Consider the following 16,936-nt stretch of genomic DNA (forward strand, 5'->3'; position numbering starts at 1 on the left):
TTGCTCCCGGGGCGGACACGGTTTGGCGGGACACCCGGACACCATCTCCTTAGGGGGCTCCTTGTGGGGCCCTTCCTCTGGGGGCAAATCGACAACCGCACAAGTGTCGCCGCGGACTGCCTCACTGTCGAGCACACTGTCCGTGCCCGGCTGTGTGGCACACGGTAACCCCACCCCCGGTCCGCCGCTCGCGGGCAGGCGAGAATGGGGCCGATGCAGCCATACGTGACGCCCGTGACGTGGACTCTCGTGGTGCCGCTGAAGCCTCTCTTCCGGGCCAAGAGTCGGCTGGCGGGAGCCCCGGAGGGCCTCCCTGTGCCCGAGCTCGCGCTGGCGTTCGCACAGGACACCGTGCGCGCGGCCCTGGAGTGTGCGGCGGTGCGCGGTGTGGTGGTTGTCACTGACGATTCACTGGCGGCGGGCGAACTGCGGGCCCTGGGGGCACGCACGGTGCCCGATCTGCCGGGCGACGGGCTCAACGCCGCGCTCGCGCACGGAGCGGCCGCGGCACGCGCCGCGGAGCCCGATACGCCCGTCGCGGCGCTCAACGCGGATCTGCCGGCCCTGCGGCCTGCGGAATTGGAACGGGTACTGAATGCGGCTTCCGGATTTTCCCGTGCTTTTCTTCCGGACGCCGCGGAAATCGGCACAACTGTGCTGACGGCCCTGCCACGGACTGAGCTTTCCCCCGCTTTCGGCGGCCCTTCCCGGGCCCGGCACCGGGCGTCCGGCGCCGTGGAACTCCCGGTGACGGGGGTGGCGAGTGTGCGCCAGGACGTGGATACGCCCGAGGATCTGCGCACCGCGCTGGAGCTGGGAGTCGGCGGTTCCACCTCGGCGCTCCTGGCCGGGCCCGTCCCGGAGCCGGGCCGCTAGGCTGCCGGTATGCAGGCCACGGCGTACACCTACGACCCTCAGTCGCGGTCCGGCAGCGTGCTGCTGGACGACGGCACCCCGCTTCCCTTCGAGGCCCCCGCCTTCGACGCGGGCGGGCTGCGCCTGCTCCGTCCCGGCCAGCGGGTCCGTATCGAGGTCGAGGGCGAGCGGGACGACCGCCGTATCACCCTGGTGACGCTCCAGACCCTGTGAGGCGCGCGGCCGCGCGGTGAGGCCCCCGCGGCCCGCTTCGGCCGCTGCGATGGCTGTCGTACGGCCGTTCTCAGCAGCGCGAACGCCGCGGGCCGGGCTCCCCCGAGGGAGCCCGGCCCGGCGCTGGCGTGACGGCCCGTGAGGGCCGCGTTCTCTCCCGGCTGTGGGACCGGGGTGGATCCCCTGCTCTGTCGACGGCGGCGCCGCCACATGGGAGGGATCGATTCCTCAGCTGACCCGCGAGGCGGGTTACCGCCGCCGCGACGTGGTCTTCTTGGCGGTGGTCTTGCGGGCGGCCGTCTTGCGCGCGGGCGCCTTGGTGGCGGTGCTCTTGCGCGCCGGGGCCTTCTTGGCGGTGGTCTTGGCGGGGGCCTTCTTCGCCGTCGTCTTCTTGGCGGCGGTGGTCTTCGCCGGAGCCTTCTTGGCCGTGGTCTTCTTCGCCGGGGTGGTCTTCTTGGCCGTGGTCTTCTTGGCCGGCGTGGCCTTCTTCGCGGTCGTCTTCTTGGCGCCCGCCTTCTTGGCCGTGGCCTTCTTGGTGGCGGTGCCACCGGAGAGGCTGCCCTTGGGGGCCTTCTTGACCGCGACATCGTTCTTGGGGAGCTTCTTCGCCCCGCTCACCAGGTCCTTGAAGCCCGCACCCGCGCGGAAGCGCGGCACGGAGGTCTTCTTCACCCGGACCCGCTCGCCGGTCTGCGGATTGCGGGCGTAACGGGCCGGGCGGTCGACCTTCTCGAAAGAGCCGAAGCCGGTGACCGAAACACGCTCACCGGCGACGACCGCACGAACGATCGCGTCCAGGACTACATCGACCGCATCCGCGGCCTGCTGGCGTCCACCGAGGTCATCTTGGATAGCTTCAACGAGCTGCGCCTTGTTCACGTCTTCCCCTTCGGAGACATTGCCGGAACGAATGTGTTCAGCTTTTTCGCACGTTAGGCAGATATATACCGCAAATCAAACACGAAACGGGCGAATCACCCTTGTGCCGCAACGAACTCGCCCGTCACGGAGTTCCGTCCGCGCACACGTCCCCTTGGCCGGAGCTGAATCGCCCCTCGTCGACGTCGGCCATCAGGCGCTCCAGACGCCGTTCGGCGTCGGCGAGATCGTGTTTGGAAGCCGCGGTGATGACGAGCAGCTTCCGGGTCAGCGGCACCCGTGCGCTCTGCGGAATTTGCGGGGAGCACACCCGGGAGTGCGCTTCCTTGAGTCGGGCGGCGAGTCGGTCGTAGAGCTCCAGTTGACCGTCGCGTTCCATGCGGTGATTGTGCCATCTGGGATGAGTTGTCGCTTCCAGCGGGTCAGCCTAGGCGGGAATGCGCCAGGTGTGAGCGCCAACTCCACTGGGCAGAGCCTTTGTTGACACCTCCCGGCGAGTCGTGCGGGCGAGTCGCGAACAACACTGTGCCTTAGTGCGACAGGAGCCGACGTCAAGACTAATTCACGTCAATCGTCAGCGCACGCGTGCGCGCACACGTGCCGCACAACACCACCGCGCCCCCGCCGGGTGCGGCGGGGGCGCGGTGGTGCTGCGGGACGCTTGCCAGGGAGAGCTCAGGCGGCCAGCGTGCGCGGTTTGAAGGAGGCCCGCGACTTCTCGAATTCCGCGATGGCGTCCTCGTTCTTCAGGGTGAGGCTGATGTCGTCCAGCCCCTCCAGCAGCCTCCAACGGGCGTTCTCGTCCAGTTCGAAGTCCGCCTCGACGCCGGGCGCCACCACCTTGCGGCTCACCAGGTCCACGGTCACCTCGGTGGCCGGGTCCGCCTCGGTCAGCTCCCACAGCGCGTCCACCGTCTCCTGCGGCAGCACCACTGTGAGCAGGCCGTTCTTGAGCGAGTTGCCCCGGAAGATGTCGGCGAACCGCGAGGAGATGACGGCCTTGAAGCCGTAGTTCTGCAGCGCCCAGACGGCGTGCTCACGCGAGGAGCCGGTACCGAAGTCGGGCCCGGCGACCAGCACCGTGGCGCCCTGGTGGGCCGGCTGGTTGAGCACGAACTCCGGGTCCTTGCGCCACGCCTCGAACAGGCCGTCCTCGAAACCGTCGCGGGTGACCTTCTTGAGCCAGTGGGCCGGGATGATCTGGTCGGTGTCGACGTTGCTGCGGCGCAGCGGGACGGCCCGGCCGGTGTGTGTGGTGAAGGCTTCCATGTCTTCCGTATCCCTTCGGATTCCTCGGTCCGTCGGCCCGTCAGGCGACAGCCGGCTCGCGGACGTCGGCCAGGTCGGCGGGCGAGGCCAGGTGGCCCAGTACCGCTGTCGCCGCAGCGACCTGCGGCGATACCAGATGGGTGCGCCCGCCCTTGCCCTGCCGGCCCTCGAAGTTGCGGTTCGAGGTGGAGGCGGCGCGCTCACCCGGCTGGAGCTGGTCGGGGTTCATGCCCAGGCACATCGAGCAGCCGGCGTGCCGCCACTCGGCGCCCGCCGCGGTGAACACCTTGTCCAGCCCTTCCTCGACGGCCTGGAGCGCGACCCGCACGGAGCCGGGTACGACCAGCATCCGCACGCCGTCGGCCACCTTGCGGCCCTCCAGCACGGCGGCGGCCGAACGCAGGTCCTCGATACGGCCGTTGGTGCACGAGCCGACGAAGACGGTGTCGACGGCGACCTCGCGCAGCGGCTGACCCGCGCTCAGGCCCATGTAGTCCAGCGCCTTCTCGGCCGCGTACCGCTCGCTGGCGTCCTGGAAGGAGGCCGGGTCGGGCACCGAGTGCGACAGCGGGGCACCCTGTCCCGGGTTGGTGCCCCAGGTGACGAACGGTGCCAGCTCGGAAGCGTCGATGACGACCTCGTGGTCGAAGACGGCGTCCTCGTCGGTGCGCAGCGTCTTCCAGTAGGCGACGGCCTCGTCCCAGTCCGCGCCCTGGGGGGCGTGCTCGCGGCCCTGGACGTAGGCGAAGGTGGTCTCGTCCGGGGCGATCATCCCGGCGCGCGCCCCCGCCTCGATGGACATGTTGCAGATCGTCATCCGCGCCTCCATCGACAGCTTCTCGATGGCCTCGCCGCGGTACTCGATCACATAGCCCTGACCACCGCCGGTGCCGATCTTGGCGATGATGGCGAGAATCAGATCCTTGGCGGTGACGTCCTCGGGCAGCTCGCCGTTCACGGTGACCGCCATGGTCCTGAACGGCGCCATGGGCAGCGTCTGGGTGGCGAGCACGTGCTCGACCTGGGAGGTGCCGATGCCGAAGGCGAGCGCGCCGAAAGCGCCATGGGTGGAGGTGTGGCTGTCGCCGCAGACCACCGTCATCCCGGGCTGGGTCAGCCCGAGCTGCGGTCCGACGACGTGTACGACGCCCTGTTCGACGTCACCGAGCGGGTGCAGGCGAACCCCGAAATCCGCGCAGTTCTTGCGCAGGGTCTCCAACTGGGTGCGCGAGACCGGGTCGGCGATCGGCTTGTCGATGTCGAGGGTCGGGGTGTTGTGGTCCTCGGTCGCGAGGGTCAGGTCCGTGCGCCGTACGGCACGGCCCGCCTTGCGGAGTCCGTCGAAAGCCTGGGGACTGGTCACCTCGTGGAGCAAGTGCAGATCGATGAAGAGAAGGTCCGGCTCGCCTTCCACACGCCTGACGACATGGTCGTCCCAGACTTTTTCCGCGAGTGTGCGTCCCATCGCATTCCCTCCGGCCGGCAGCGCCGCCGACCACATGTCGAGACCAGTTCCTCCCCCGGCCCTCAGCCGGGGGGACCCCCGAGAAGCGGCGGCCGTTCTTCAAGGTTGGCGGGTCGCCGGGAAAATTGAACTTGCGTTTCACACTCTGAGACATGAGTATCGACGCATGGACAACTCTAGCGGCGTCGGCGTTCTCGACAAGGCAGCTCTGGTACTGAGCGCTCTGGAGTCCGGTCCGGCCACCCTCGCCGGGCTGGTCTCAGCGACCGGTCTCGCGCGCCCCACGGCGCACCGGCTCGCGGTGGCTCTCGAGCACCACCGCATGGTGGCCCGCGACATGCAGGGCCGTTTCATCCTCGGGCCGCGGCTGGGCGAGCTGGCCGCGGCGGCGGGCGAGGACCGGCTGCTCGCGGCGGCGGGCCCGGTACTCACCCACCTACGCGATGTGACCGGCGAGAGCGCCCAGCTCTACCGGCGCCAGGGCGATATGCGCATCTGCGTGGCCGCCGCCGAGCGCCTCTCCGGCCTGCGCGACACGGTGCCGGTCGGCTCCACCCTCCCCATGAAGGCGGGCTCCGCCGCGCAGATCCTGATGGCCTGGGAGGAACCGGAGCGGCTGCACCGCGGCCTGCAGGGCGCACGGTTCACCGCCACCGCGCTCTCGGGCGTACGGAGACGGGGCTGGGCGCAGTCGATCGGCGAGCGCGAACCGGGCGTCGCCTCCGTCTCGGCGCCCGTACGCGGCCCCTCCAACCGCGTGGTGGCGGCCGTCTCGGTATCCGGACCCATCGAGCGACTGACCCGGCACCCGGGACGGATGCACGCCCAGGCCATCGTGGACGCCGCTGCCCGCCTCAGCGAATCGCTGCGCCGACCGGGCTGAGACCGGGTCCCTGCGAGGCTGAGCGGACCGCGTGAGCAGCCGTGCGGCGACCGGACCGACGAGGATCCCCGAGGACAACCCGACACCGCGGAGGAGCGGCCGCCCGGCGGGCCCGTCAGGGCCTTCAGGACGCGGCCGTCAGCCGCTGTCCCGCGCGGTCGTTCCGCCGCCCCACCGGAGCGCTGCCGTGCGCGGCCGCCAGGCCGTAGGGCGGCATGTCGACGTAGATGCTCTCGTGTGACCCGGCCGGTACGACGTAGGTCTCGTGCCAGATGCCCACCGCGCCCTTGGCGTCCCGGGCCCGGCGGTTGAAGGCGGCCCACGCGGGCCGGTGCTCACGGTCCGTGGCGGCCGCGTACGCCAGCAGCTTCTCCGTCGACTCCCAGTGCTGGATCACCCCGAACTCGCGCGGCCCGCTGGTGACCAGCCTGCTGTCGAGCAGCCCCGCCTCGGGGTCGGCGCGCAGCTCGCGCAGCATCCTCGGCATCGCCGCGAACACCGGAAGCCAACGCCGCACCGCGCGGAACCGGTTGACGCGCATCCCGATCAGGAAGACCGTCACTTCGCCTGCCGTGTCCGCCGTCCTGCGACCGTTCAGTATCCGAGATGTCATCTGTCCCCCTGGTGCGTTCCGGCGCGGGCGGTCCGCGCTTCGGCATGATTGGATAGTGCCACTTTCCAACACTCGGCGCCAGACAATTCCAGGAGCGGTTCCATGCGCATGGCCCAGCTGAGCGAGCACAGCGGCGTCCCGATCGCGACGATCAAGTTCTACTTGCGCGAAGGGCTGCTCCCGCGCGGCCGCAGGGTCGCCGCCACGCAGGCCGAGTACGGCGAGGAGCACCTGCGCCGGCTGCGGCTGATCCGGGCGCTGATCCAGGTGGGCCGGATGCCGGTGGCGACGGCTCGCGAGGTGCTGGCCGCCGTGGACGACGAGTCGCTCTCCCAGCACGAACGGCTGGGGACGGCGGCCTGGGCGCTGCCCGGACCCGTGCCGCCGGATCAGGACGGGAGCGGACCGGACGAGACGGAGCAAGCGCGGCGCGAGGTGAGCGCCCTCCTCGACCGGCTCGGCTGGCAGGCCGCAGGCCCCGACTCCCCTCCCGGCCAGGCGCTGACCGCGGCGGTCGCGACGCTGGCGCGCCTCGGCTACCCCTGTGACGCGGACCATCTGACCACGTGCGCCCGGGCCGCCGAGCGCACCGCGGAGGCCGAACTGGACCTGCTGGAGAGCTTTCCCGACCGGGCGGCACAGGTGGAAGCGAGCGTGGCGCTGACCGTGCTGTACGAGCCGGTACTGCTCAGCCTGCGGCGGCTGGCACACGTGGAGGAGTCCGCGCGGCGGTTCGAGGACTGAAACCGAGCGGCACACGCCGAAGGCCCCGCACCTTGGGGTGCGGGGCCTTCGTGATCGAGTACCCCCGACCGGATTCGAACCGGCGCTACCGCCTTGAGAGGGCGGCGTGCTAGGCCGCTACACAACGGGGGCCTCACCATGATCCGGCCGCAAGGGCAGGATCCGTACCCCCGACCGGATTCGAACCGGCGCTACCGCCTTGAGAGGGCGGCGTGCTAGGCCGCTACACAACGGGGGCTCGATCTCGCAGAAGGTGAACACTGCTGAACACAACGCGGATCTTGCTGGGCTACCAGGACTCGAACCTAGACTAACTGAACCAGAATCAGTCGTGCTGCCAATTACACCATAGCCCACCGAAACGCAACCCCCTGTGGGGATTTTGTCTGGGTGACCGCCTCCCGGTTCCGGCCTTTGCGGCCTGCCCCGTTCGGCGACAGGAAGAACATTACCTGATCGAGGACGGTGCTCCAAAACGAGTTCCGGGCGCCCGCCGAGGGGCACCGTCCCCACCTCGGCAGCTACGAACCGAGCTTGGCCAGGGCCGCGTCGACGCGGGCCAGGGAGCGGTCCTTGCCCAGGACCTGGAGGGACTCGAACAGGGGCAGACCCACCGTGCGGCCGGTGACGGCCACCCGGACCGGGGCCTGGGCCTTGCCGAGCTTGAGGCCGTGCTCCTCGCCGGCGGCCAGGACGGCGTCCTTGAGGGCCTCCGGAGAGTTCCAGTCGGCGCCCTCCAGCTTGGTGCGGGCCGTGCGCAGGAGGTCGGCCGAGCCCTCCTTCATCGCCTTCTGCCAGGACTTCTCGTCCCACACGGGCTCGTCCAGGAAGAGGAAGTCGACGTTGTCGGTGATGTCCGCCAGGACGGTGAGGCGGGTCTGGGCCAGCGGGGCCAGCTCCTCGAACGCCTGCTGGGAGAAGTTCTCCTCTGGCCACGGCGCGTACGGGGCCCTCAGCCACGGCTCGCAGGCGGCGACGAAGTCCTTCAGCGGCATCTCGCGCAGGTGAGTGGCGTTGATGGCCTCGCACTTCTTCAGGTCGAAGCGCGCCGGGTTGGCGTTCACCTCGTGGATGTCGAAGGCGGCGACCATCTCGTCCCTGGAGAAGATGTCCCGGTCCTCGGCGATCGACCAGCCCAGCAGGGAGAGGTAGTTGAGCAGGCCCTCGGGGAGGAAGCCCCGCTCCCGGTAGAGGTTGAGGGAGGACTGCGGATCGCGCTTGGAGAGCTTCTTGTTGCCCTCGCCCATGACATAGGGCAGGTGTCCGAACTCCGGGACACGCTTGGCGATGCCCAGCTCCATCAGCGCCTTGTAGAGCGCGATCTGGCGGGGCGTGGAGGAGAGCAGGTCCTCGCCGCGCAGCACGTGCGTGATGTCCATCAGCGCGTCGTCGACCGGGTTGACCAGCGTGTACAGCGGGGCGCCGTTGGTACGCAGGATGCCGTAGTCGGTGACGTTCTCCGGCTGGAAGGTGATCTCGCCGCGTACCAGGTCGGTGAAGGTGATCGGCTCGTCCGGCATCCGGAACCGGACGACATGGCTGCGGCCCTCGGCCTCGTAGGCGGCGATCTGCTCGCCGGTCAGCTCGCGGCAGCGGCCGTCGTAGCCGGAGGGGCGCCCCTCCTTGCGGGCCTGCTCACGGCGCTGCTCCAGCTCCTCGGCCGTGCAGTAGCAGGGGTAGGCGTAGCCGCCGTCCAGCAGCTTGCGCGCGACGTCCGCGTAGATGTCCATCCGCTGCGACTGCCGGTAGGGACCGTGCGGACCGCCCACCTGGGGGCCCTCGTCCCAGTCGAGACCCAGCCAGCGCATCGCGTCCAGCAGCTGCTCGTAGGACTCCTCCGAGTCCCGGGCCGCGTCGGTGTCCTCGATGCGGAAGACCAGGGTGCCGCCGGTGTGCCGGGCGTACGCCCAGTTGAACAGGGCGGTACGGACCAGACCCACATGGGGGTTACCGGTCGGGGAGGGACAGAAACGTACGCGGACGTCCGTGTCCGCGGTCCCTTCCCCTCCGGAGAACTCAGTAGTCACGCTTGATCACCTTATTGGTGAGAGTGCCGATTCCTTCGATGGTGACGGCGACCTCGTCGCCGACGTTCAGGGGGCCGACGCCCGCGGGGGTGCCGGTGAGGATGACGTCACCCGGCAGCAGGGTCATGGCCTGGGTGATGTGGACGATCAGGTCCTCGATGGGCCGGATCATCTCGCTGGTGCGGCCCAGCTGGCGCTGTTCGCCGTTGACGGTGCACATGATGCCGATGTCCGACGGGTCCAGCTCGGTCTCCGTCCAGGGGCCCAGCGGACAGGAGCCGTCGAAGCCCTTGGCGCGGGCCCACTGGTTCTCCGTGCGCTGCACATCGCGCGCGGTGATGTCGTTGGCGCAGGTGTAGCCCAGGATGACGTCCTTGGCGCGCTCGCGGGGCACGTCCTTGCACAGCCGGCCGATGACCACGGCCAGCTCCGCCTCGTGGTGCAGCTCCTGGGAGAAGGAGGGGTAGCCGATCGGGTCGTTGGGACCGATCACCGCGGTGGACGGCTTGAGGAAGGTCACCGGGGTCTCGGGCACCTCGTTGCCGAGCTCCTTGGCGTGTTCGGCGTAGTTCCTGCCGATCGCCACCACCTTGTTGGGCAGGGTGGGCGGCAGGATGCGGACCTTCTCGTCCCGCATGGGGAGCTTCTGTCCGGTGCGCTCGAACTCTGCGAAGGGGTGGCCCTTGATGATGTCGAGGACGGGGCCCTCAGGGGATGAGGGCTCGCCCTCGACGACGCCGAACCCTACGGTTCCGTCCAGAGAGAATCTTGCGATGCGCACGGGGGTCCTTCGATGCGGGGGTCACTGGGCTGGAGCCCAGCGTATTCCACCCACCGCAACCGCACTGGCGGGGTGCCATCGGCTGGGCAGCGCGATTGTGCGTACCAGGGGCACCCCGGAAGCGGGAGCCCCTAGCGCAGGCGAGCCATCAGCGCGTGTTCCACCAGCGTGATCAGCGCGCTCTTGGCGTCCGCGCGGTGGCGTGCGTCCGTGGTGATGATGGGCGCGTCCGGGCCGATCTGCAGCGCCTCGCGGACCTCCTCCGGCGAGTAGGGCTGGTGGCCGTCGAAGCCGTTGAGGGCGATGACGAACGGCAGCCCGCTGTTCTCGAAGTAGTCCACCGCGGGGAAGCAGTCCGCCAGCCGGCGGGTGTCCAGGAGTACGACGGCGCCGATCGCACCGCGCACCAGGTCGTCCCACATGAACCAGAACCGGTCCTGACCCGGCGTACCGAACAGGTACAGGATCAGGTCCTGGTCCAGGGTGATCCGGCCGAAGTCCATGGCCACCGTGGTGGTGGTCTTGTCCGCGGTGTGGGTCAGATCGTCGATACCGGCCGAGGCAGAGGTCATCACGGCCTCGGTGCGCAGCGGGTTGATCTCCGAGACCGCACCGACGAAGGTCGTCTTGCCCACGCCGAATCCGCCGGCCACCACGATCTTCGCGGAGGTCGTCGAACGGGCTGTCGTACCCCCGACGGGCCCGGCGCTAGAGCTTCCGAAGTCCACTGAGCACCCTTTCGAGCAGTGTCACGTCTGGTTGACCGTCGGCGGTGGTCTCGTCACCGCCCGGCTGGTGGATGGCGACAAGTCCGGCCTCGGCCAGGTCGGCGACGAGGATCCGGGCGACGCCGAGCGGGATGGTGAGGAGTGCCGAGATCTCGGCGACCGACTTGATCTCGTAGCACAGGCGGCAGATCCGCTGGTGCTCAGGGAGCTGGCCCTGGAGCTGTGCGGCCTCCGCCGTGGTGTGCACCAGCGCCTCGATGGCGAGCTGGTAGCGGGGACGGGTCCGGCCACCCGTCATCGCGTACGGACGCACCAGCGGCTGCTGCGGCGGCGGGGACTGGTCGGCGGCACGCTGGGTGCCTGCCTGCCTGTCACCGGGTCCGGGCTGCACCGGCTGGATGCGGGTCTGGGGGTCCTGCTGGTGTTGCGGGTGCCGCTGCGGCGGCTGCCCGCCGTGCTGGGGCTGACCGCCGTGCGGAGGCGGCGCCCCGTGCTGCTGCGGCTGCCCCCCGTGCTGCGGCTGTCCGTGCTGCTGCGGCTGGTTGTGCGGGTACGGCTGCTGGTCGGCCGACCGCTGGACGTACTCGCTGGGAGCCGAGGGGAAGTTGAAACGGTTCAGGAAGGGCGCGTCCCCGCCCGGGGCCGCGGCCGACTGGACGTCCTGCGGCTGGTCGGCATGACCACTGCCGTACGACGACGGACCTCCTGGGGGCGTTGCCACGTTTCCTCCTCCGACTCACGGACATACGACCGTTGCGCTCACGGCACCTTATGGCGCCCGGCCGCGTTGCGCACTGCCGTGGGACAGTTGTCCCTAGTTGAGAAGACTGCCCTGCAGTTCCGCTCGCAGGTCCGGGGTCAGCACCCCTCCGGCACGGTCGACCAGCAGCGCCATCTCGTACCCCACCAGGCCGATGTCGGCCTCGGGGTGGGCGAGGACGGCCAGCGAGGAGCCGTCGGAGATGGACATGATGAAGAGGAACCCCCTCTCCATCTCCACAACCGTCTGGTTGACCCCACCGCCCTCGAAGATCCGGGATGCGCCCGCGGTCAGCGAGGTGAGCCCCGAGGCAACCGCCGCCAGTTGGTCGGCGCGGTCACGCGGGAAGCCCTCGGACATCGCGAGCAGGAGTCCGTCGGCGGAGACCACCACCGTGTGGGACACCCCTGGGGTGTTCTCCACGAAGTTGGTAATCAACCAGTTCAGGTTCTGCGCCGCCTGGCTCATCGGGCTCACACTAACGCTCCTGATCGTAGGTGCTGCCGGGGCCGAAGCCCTGTCGGTCATTCTGGTTGCCGTCGCCCGCGGTGCGTCCCTGGCGGACACCGCGGTGCAGGTTGCTCAGTCTGCCGCGCACGTCCTCGGGCGCGCGGGAGACCGAGGGGCCGCCCTGCGAGCTCTCCTCCGCTGCGCCCGCGACCAGGTTGGCCTTGGGCACCCGGCGCGGCAATCCGGACGAGGTGACACCGCCGGACTGGGGGGCACGCAACTGGCCCGCCCTGTTCCAGCGTTCGTCGTTCTCGCTCCACTGGTGGGTTCCGGTTTCCTCCTGCGACGGCTGCCCCGCGGCCGGCTCGGCCGGGGCGTCCCAGCCCGGCGTACGGGCCTGGTGCTGGGCTTCCGGTCCCCCCTCCTGCTGCCCGCGCTCCGCGTCACGTCGCGGGAGACCCGCGTCCGTCGTGGAGCCGAAACCGCTGGGGAGGGAACCCGGACGGTCGAAACCTACACGCTCATCATCCCGCTGGGGAACGCCAGGAGCGGATTCCGCTTCCGGCTGCTGCGGTGCGTACTGGCGTTCGTGACCGGGAGGTTGAGGCTGGAGCCGCTGCGGCTCGTATCCTCCGGTGCCGGTCGTGGAGGCGTCGTGGAGCTGCTGGGGGGCAGGCCCGCCGTAGCCCTGGCCGTATCCGCCGTCGTAGCCGCCGGTGTACTGCTGAGCGGCGATCTCACCGGTCTGCTCGTACGCCTCGTACCCCTGCTGATACGGGTCGCCCTGCGAGTAAGGGTGGTACGGCTGCCCCTGCCCGGGGTCGTACGGCCGGCCCTGCGCCGGGTCGTACGGCCCGCCCTGGGCGTAGGCGTCCTCCTGCGGCCGATCCTGCGCGTAAGGCTGCTGCGGGCTCTGCTGGGTCTGCTGCGGTTCCGGCTGCCCCGGTTCCTGAAGCCCCGGTTCCTGCTGCTGGGAGCCGGGTGCCTCCAGCGCGGCCCGGCGCTCCTCGCGGAACCGGGAGCGGCTGACGGCACCGAGCGGTGCGGGCGCCTCCTCCGAGCCGTAGCGCGAGTCGTCGAAGCCGAGTTCGGCCGCGGAGCGGGAATCCAGCGCGCCGGCCTGGCGCGGCTGCTCGGGCACGATCCGGGAGACGGTGAAGTCCTCCTCGGGGCCCGGGCCCTCCTCGCCTCCGCCGCCGTGGGTGATGGCATCGGGCAGCATCACCAGCGAGGTGGTGCCCGCCTGCTCGCCGGAGGGGCGCAGCTGGACGCGGATGCCGTGCCGGTCGGCCAGCCGGCCCACCACGAACAGGCCCATCCGCTGGGAGACGGCGGCGTCCACCGTCGGCGGGTTGGCCAGCTTGTGGTTGATGTCCGCGAAGTCCTCGGCGGTCAGACCGATGCCCTTGTCATGGATCTCGATCATCATCCGGCCGTCCGGCAGCCGCGTCGCGGTGACCCGCACCTTGCTCTGCGGCGAGGAGAACGACGCCGCGTTCTCCAGCAGCTCGGCGAGCAGGTGGACGAGGTCGTTGACGACCTGTCCGTGGATCTCCGTCTCGGGGATGCCGCTGATCTCGATGCGCTCGTAGTGCTCCACCTCGGAGGAGGCGGCGCGCAGGATGTCGACGAGCGGCACCGGCTCCGTCCACCGGCGGCCCGGTTCCTCACCGGCGAGGACCAGCAGGTTCTCGCCGTTGCGGCGCATACGGGTCGACAGGTGGTCCATCCGGAAGAGCTTCTCCAGCTGGTCCGGGTCGGCCTCGCTGTTCTCCATCTCCGTCACCAGTTCGAGCTGGCGCTCGATGAGGCCCTGGTTGCGGCGGGAGAGGTTGGTGAAGATCGCGTTGACGTTCCCGCGCAGCAGCGCCTGCTCGGCAGCGAGCCGGACGGCCTCGCGGTGCACCTGGTCGAAGGCGCGTGCGACCTCGCCGATCTCGTCACGGCTGGTGATCGGGATGGGCTGGACGCGGGTGTCCACCCGGCCCGGCTCGGTGCGCGAGAGCTGGTCGACCAGCATCGGCAGCCGCTGCTGTGCCACGTCGAAGGCGGCGGTGCGCAGCGAGCGCATGCTCTGGCTCATCGAGCGGGCCATCCGGCCGGCGATGACGAACGCGAGGAGCAGCGCGACCAGCACGATCGCCGAGTTCACCAGGGCGTTCCTGCGGGCGTCGGAGGCGATCTGCTCCGTCTCGGCGACCGCACTCTCGACCAGCTTCTGCTCGACGGCGCGGTAGGCGTCGAAGGTGCCGGTCGCGGTCTTGAAGTAGCTCTCGGTGGTGATGCCCTTGGCGCGCAGCTTGCGGGGGCCGGCGCCGGAGCCGATGGCCTCGACCATCTTCTCCATGGAGGGCGGCGGGACGAACTTCTCGCCCTTCGCCGCCGCGTGCTCCTTGGCCGCCTCCATCTGCTGCCGGCCGGCCGCCTTGGCCTTGGCCGACTCCTCCTTGAGCAGCCGCACGTCCTCGGGGCGTCCGCCCGAGGTGAACTCGCCCAGGGCGATGCGCTCCAGGTAGTGGTACGAGGCCAGCGCCGTGAGCTGGGCCTGCTTGTCCTCGCGGGCAGGGCCGGGCTTGACCATCAGATGGGTGCCCAGCGAGCGCTGCAGCGATTCGGCTGCCTTGGCCAGCGAGATGGCGTAGACGGTGCGGCCGTAGGAGGTGACGTTCCCGGTGCCCAGCCCGAGCTCGTTGGCGAACTCCATCAGCGGGTGCTGGATGGTGACGTAGCCCTCTTCGGTCTCCACCCCGTTCATGGCCTTGGTGTACGCGGACTCGCGCAGCACCGGCAGCCGGGGCTCGACCTTCTCGAACGCGGCGAGCCGGCGCTTGAGGCCCGGGTTGTCCGGGAGGTGGGTGGCGGCGCGCTTGAACTCCTTGGCGGCGCGGTCGGTGGCAGCGCGGGCCTTCCTGACCGCGGGGTCGTCCTTCTCGCCCTTGAGGAGCGGCTCGGCGGTGCGGTCGCGCTCGTCGATCAGGGCGTTGCCGTAATCGGCTGCAGCCTCCACGAGCTCGGCCGTACGCTGGGCCTCCTTGGCGTCCTGCCAGGCGGAGACATCGGAATTGACCTTGAAGCCGCCGAAGACGAGGGCGACGAGCACGGGTATGAGCAGGATCGCGTTCAGCCGGGTGGGCACGCGCCAGTTGCGCGCGGACCACCGGCTGCCGGTGCCGGTCGCGGGCGGCGGCTGGGGGGCCGAGGCATGCGGACCGCCCGGCATCGCCGCACGCTGCGGCGGGGTGAAGTTGCCCCTGGACTCCGCGGAGCCCTGCCGTGCGGAACCCTCCTGTGCCGGTCCCGACTTACCCCTGGTCGTTCGCCTCACTCGACTTCTCACCTCTCGGTGCGCGGCGCCCCCTGACACCTTGCGCCTGCGCTACTGCTGAGTTCAGGGAATTCCAGCACGTCACGACCGCTCCCTCCAAACAGTTGGCGCGTTACGGAGGGCGAGGAAAGAGAAGGAAACCCGGCCGCGGAAAAACGGGCATTGGGGCCGTGCGGCGCCAAATAACCCGGGATCCGTACGCAGAGTGAGACGTTCCGCGCGCCCGGCGTGTTCACGCGGTTGTAATTCTCTGTCGAAACGTTATGAACGTGAAGCCGTCACGGTTCCCCGGGATGGCGAAAAACACAGCCCGCCGGGCACCGGTCCGCACCGCGCCCGGGGCCCGGCCCGTGGGGCGGCCGGGAGCACCGGTTCGCGCTACTTGAGCCGGGCCAGCAGTGCGTGCTCCACCAGCGTGATCAGTCCGCTCTTGGCCTCGGCGCGGTGGCGTGCGTCCGTGGTGATGATCGGGGTGTCCGGGCCGATCTGGAGGGCCTCGCGCACCTCTTCGGGCGCGTACGGCTGGTGGCCGTCGAAGCCGTTGAGGGCGATGACGAACGGCAGCCCGCTGTTCTCGAAGTAGTCCACCGCGGGGAAGCAGTCCGCCAGCCGGCGGGTGTCCACGAGTACGACGGCGCCGATCGCACCGCGCACCAGGTCGTCCCACATGAACCAGAACCGGTCCTGACCCGGCGTACCGAACAGATAGAGGATCAGATCGTCATCGAGGGTGATTCGGCCGAAATCCATGGCCACCGTGGTGGTGGTCTTGTCCCCCGTGTGGGTCAGATCGTCGATACCGGCCGAGGCAGAGGTCATCACGGCCTCGGTGCGCAGCGGATTGATCTCCGAGACCGCACCGACGAAGGTCGTCTTGCCCACGCCGAATCCGCCGGCCACCACGATCTTCGCGGAGGTCGTGGACCGTCCGGTCGCGGGCGTGCCATAGCCCTGCTGGCTCATCTGTCCCATGGAGCCCATCGGCCCCACCGGCGGGGTCGGCTGCCGACCGGCAGGGTCCATCTGCGGGCTAGAGCTTACGAAGTCCACTGAGCACCCTTTCCAGCAACGTCACGTCGGGGGCGCCGCCCGGGTCCGAGGAGCTGCCCGGCTGGTGGATGGCCACCATCCCGGCCTCGGCGAGGTCGGCGACGAGAATCCGGGCCACCCCGAGCGGGATGGCGAGCAGCGCGGAGATCTCCGCGACCGATTTGACCTCCCGGCACAGATGGCAGATCCGCTGGTGCTCCGGGAGCAGCCCCTGGAGCTGCATGGGGTCCGCGTTGCTGCTCACCAGAGCCTCGATGGCGAGCTGATAGCGCGGCCGGGTCCGGCCGCCCGTCATGGCGTACGGACGCACCAGAGGCTGGTCGCCCTCACCTCCGTACGGCGCATGCGAGTTGTGCACGCCGTACGGATCGTGCGAAGCGGGCGGGGTCATGGCTCCTCCGAGCGAGGCATGGGGTCGGCGAACGGACTGTGGTGCTCAAGTGGGGGGAGCGTGATGATCAGTTGAGAATGCTTCCCTGGAGTTCCGCGCGTACGTCGGGAGTGAGTACGCTTCCTGCACGGTCCACCAGGAGCGCCATCTCGTAGCCGATGAGGCCGATGTCGGCCTCGGGGTGGGCGAGCACGGCCAGCGAGGAGCCGTCGGAGATGGACATGATGAAGAGGAACCCCCTCTCCATCTCCACAACCGTCTGATTGACGCCACCGCCCTCGAAGATGCGGGAGGCGCCCGCCGTCAGCGAGGTGAGCCCCGAGGCGACCGCCGCCAGCTGGTCGGCGCGATCCCGCGGGAAGCCCTCCGACATGGCCAGCAGCAGGCCGTCGGCGGAGACCACCACCGTGTGTGACACCCCTGGGGTGTTCTCCACGAAGTTGGTGATCAACCAGTTCAGATTCTGCGCAGCCTGGCTCATC

18 protein-coding genes and 3 tRNA genes are annotated in these 16,936 nt (G+C 69.8%); 4 read left to right on the forward strand and 17 right to left on the reverse strand.

The features are described 5' to 3' along the window. The first annotated feature begins 234 nt into the window (after positions 1 to 234). Positions 235 to 876 (forward strand): 2-phospho-L-lactate guanylyltransferase, encoded by a 642-nt coding sequence (gene cofC / locus HC362_RS08855; RefSeq protein WP_243083348.1) that lies wholly within the window; start codon positions 235 to 237, stop codon positions 874 to 876. A 9-nt stretch (positions 877 to 885) separates the two neighbouring features. After that, a complete protein-coding gene (locus HC362_RS08860) occupies positions 886 to 1,089 on the forward strand; it encodes a hypothetical protein (protein ID WP_209267777.1) in 204 nt (67 codons plus the stop codon). 249 nt (positions 1,090 to 1,338) lie between these two features. Here HC362_RS08860 and HC362_RS08865 read toward each other — a convergent pair whose 3' ends face one another. The 4 genes from HC362_RS08865 to leuC all read right to left on the reverse strand — a co-directional run bounded on the left by HC362_RS08865 (position 1,339) and on the right by leuC (position 4,702). Further along, the gene (locus tag HC362_RS08865) at positions 1,339 to 1,968 is read right to left on the reverse strand and encodes an HU family DNA-binding protein (protein ID WP_243083349.1); all 630 of its coding nucleotides are present in this window, start codon (positions 1,966 to 1,968) and stop codon (positions 1,339 to 1,341) included. A gap of 124 nt (positions 1,969 to 2,092) precedes the next feature. Next, entirely contained in the window at positions 2,093 to 2,347 is a 255-nt protein-coding gene (locus HC362_RS08870) for a hypothetical protein (protein ID WP_243083350.1), read from the reverse strand. A 296-nt stretch (positions 2,348 to 2,643) separates the two neighbouring features. Next, positions 2,644 to 3,237 (reverse strand): 3-isopropylmalate dehydratase small subunit, encoded by a 594-nt coding sequence (gene leuD, locus HC362_RS08875; RefSeq protein WP_243083351.1) that lies wholly within the window; start codon positions 3,235 to 3,237, stop codon positions 2,644 to 2,646. Between the two features lie 40 nt (positions 3,238 to 3,277). Beyond that, complete coding sequence (gene leuC, locus HC362_RS08880) at positions 3,278 to 4,702, reverse strand: 3-isopropylmalate dehydratase large subunit (RefSeq protein WP_243083352.1); 1,425 nt, start codon at positions 4,700 to 4,702, stop codon at positions 3,278 to 3,280. A 166-nt stretch (positions 4,703 to 4,868) separates the two neighbouring features. Here leuC and ndgR point away from each other — a divergent pair, with 166 nt between their 5' ends. Further along, entirely contained in the window at positions 4,869 to 5,585 is a 717-nt protein-coding gene (ndgR, locus tag HC362_RS08885; protein ID WP_099884559.1) for an IclR family transcriptional regulator NdgR, read from the forward strand. Positions 5,586 to 5,709: 124 nt separating this feature from the next. Here ndgR and HC362_RS08890 read toward each other — a convergent pair whose 3' ends face one another. Further along, complete coding sequence (locus tag HC362_RS08890; protein ID WP_243083353.1) at positions 5,710 to 6,198, reverse strand: DUF4188 domain-containing protein; 489 nt, start codon at positions 6,196 to 6,198, stop codon at positions 5,710 to 5,712. 102 nt (positions 6,199 to 6,300) lie between these two features. Here HC362_RS08890 and HC362_RS08895 point away from each other — a divergent pair, with 102 nt between their 5' ends. Continuing rightward, positions 6,301 to 6,942: a MerR family transcriptional regulator gene (locus tag HC362_RS08895; protein WP_243083354.1), complete on the forward strand. Its 642-nt coding sequence runs from the start codon at positions 6,301 to 6,303 to the stop codon at positions 6,940 to 6,942. Between the two features lie 59 nt (positions 6,943 to 7,001). On the opposite strand, the gene HC362_RS08900 is transcribed toward HC362_RS08895, so the two are convergent. From HC362_RS08900 to HC362_RS08955, 12 genes are all read right to left on the reverse strand, one after another. Further along, a tRNA-Glu gene (locus HC362_RS08900) sits at positions 7,002 to 7,074 on the reverse strand. Positions 7,075 to 7,107: 33 nt separating this feature from the next. Then, positions 7,108 to 7,180: transfer RNA gene (locus HC362_RS08905), tRNA-Glu, on the reverse strand. A gap of 46 nt (positions 7,181 to 7,226) precedes the next feature. Continuing rightward, positions 7,227 to 7,298, reverse strand: a tRNA-Gln gene (locus HC362_RS08910). 165 nt (positions 7,299 to 7,463) lie between these two features. After that, positions 7,464 to 8,969, reverse strand: a complete 1,506-nt coding sequence (gene gltX / locus HC362_RS08915) for a glutamate--tRNA ligase (RefSeq protein WP_243083355.1) — start codon at positions 8,967 to 8,969, stop codon at positions 7,464 to 7,466. After that, positions 8,959 to 9,750: a fumarylacetoacetate hydrolase family protein gene (locus HC362_RS08920; RefSeq protein ID WP_243083356.1), complete on the reverse strand. Its 792-nt coding sequence runs from the start codon at positions 9,748 to 9,750 to the stop codon at positions 8,959 to 8,961. The genes gltX and HC362_RS08920 overlap by 11 nt, the downstream gene beginning before the upstream one ends. Before the next feature lie 131 nt (positions 9,751 to 9,881). Then, entirely contained in the window at positions 9,882 to 10,478 is a 597-nt protein-coding gene (locus HC362_RS08925) for an ATP/GTP-binding protein (RefSeq protein WP_243083357.1), read from the reverse strand. Then, complete coding sequence (locus HC362_RS08930) at positions 10,459 to 11,199, reverse strand: DUF742 domain-containing protein (RefSeq protein ID WP_243083358.1); 741 nt, start codon at positions 11,197 to 11,199, stop codon at positions 10,459 to 10,461. Before HC362_RS08930 ends, HC362_RS08925 begins: the two co-directional genes overlap by 20 nt. Before the next feature lie 93 nt (positions 11,200 to 11,292). Next, entirely contained in the window at positions 11,293 to 11,706 is a 414-nt protein-coding gene (locus HC362_RS08935) for a roadblock/LC7 domain-containing protein (protein WP_180289953.1), read from the reverse strand. Positions 11,707 to 11,716: 10 nt separating this feature from the next. Then, positions 11,717 to 14,908, reverse strand: a complete 3,192-nt coding sequence (locus tag HC362_RS08940; protein WP_243088445.1) for a nitrate- and nitrite sensing domain-containing protein — start codon at positions 14,906 to 14,908, stop codon at positions 11,717 to 11,719. Positions 14,909 to 15,391: 483 nt separating this feature from the next. Beyond that, positions 15,392 to 15,976: an ATP/GTP-binding protein gene (locus HC362_RS08945; RefSeq protein ID WP_243088446.1), complete on the reverse strand. Its 585-nt coding sequence runs from the start codon at positions 15,974 to 15,976 to the stop codon at positions 15,392 to 15,394. A 67-nt stretch (positions 15,977 to 16,043) separates the two neighbouring features. Further along, entirely contained in the window at positions 16,044 to 16,454 is a 411-nt protein-coding gene (locus tag HC362_RS08950; protein ID WP_209268846.1) for a DUF742 domain-containing protein, read from the reverse strand. Between the two features lie 67 nt (positions 16,455 to 16,521). Next, entirely contained in the window at positions 16,522 to 16,935 is a 414-nt protein-coding gene (locus HC362_RS08955; protein WP_169729596.1) for a roadblock/LC7 domain-containing protein, read from the reverse strand. Position 16,936 lies beyond the last annotated feature (1 nt).

It is taken from the genome of Streptomyces sp. 891-h (assembly GCF_022760275.1).
GTDB lineage: Bacteria > Actinomycetota > Actinomycetes > Streptomycetales > Streptomycetaceae > Streptomyces > Streptomyces spirodelae.

What these genes read in the sequence shown, in the direction of transcription:
- HC362_RS08940 (WP_243088445.1), bottom strand. Translation starts at nt 14,908, where the DNA reads ATGCCGGGCGGTCCGCATGCCTCGGCCCCCCAGCCGCCGCCCGCGACC.
- HC362_RS08860 (WP_209267777.1), top strand. Translation starts at nt 886, where the DNA reads ATGCAGGCCACGGCGTACACCTACGACCCTCAGTCGCGGTCCGGCAGC.
- ndgR (WP_099884559.1), top strand. Translation starts at nt 4,869, where the DNA reads ATGGACAACTCTAGCGGCGTCGGCGTTCTCGACAAGGCAGCTCTGGTA.
- HC362_RS08945 (WP_243088446.1), bottom strand. Translation starts at nt 15,976, where the DNA reads ATGAGCCAGCAGGGCTATGGCACGCCCGCGACCGGACGGTCCACGACC.
- HC362_RS08870 (WP_243083350.1), bottom strand. Translation starts at nt 2,347, where the DNA reads ATGGAACGCGACGGTCAACTGGAGCTCTACGACCGACTCGCCGCCCGA.
- HC362_RS08950 (WP_209268846.1), bottom strand. Translation starts at nt 16,454, where the DNA reads ATGACCCCGCCCGCTTCGCACGATCCGTACGGCGTGCACAACTCGCAT.
- HC362_RS08895 (WP_243083354.1), top strand. Translation starts at nt 6,301, where the DNA reads ATGCGCATGGCCCAGCTGAGCGAGCACAGCGGCGTCCCGATCGCGACG.
- leuC (WP_243083352.1), bottom strand. Translation starts at nt 4,702, where the DNA reads ATGGGACGCACACTCGCGGAAAAAGTCTGGGACGACCATGTCGTCAGG.
- HC362_RS08935 (WP_180289953.1), bottom strand. Translation starts at nt 11,706, where the DNA reads ATGAGCCAGGCGGCGCAGAACCTGAACTGGTTGATTACCAACTTCGTG.
- HC362_RS08955 (WP_169729596.1), bottom strand. Translation starts at nt 16,935, where the DNA reads ATGAGCCAGGCTGCGCAGAATCTGAACTGGTTGATCACCAACTTCGTG.
- leuD (WP_243083351.1), bottom strand. Translation starts at nt 3,237, where the DNA reads ATGGAAGCCTTCACCACACACACCGGCCGGGCCGTCCCGCTGCGCCGC.
- HC362_RS08890 (WP_243083353.1), bottom strand. Translation starts at nt 6,198, where the DNA reads ATGACATCTCGGATACTGAACGGTCGCAGGACGGCGGACACGGCAGGC.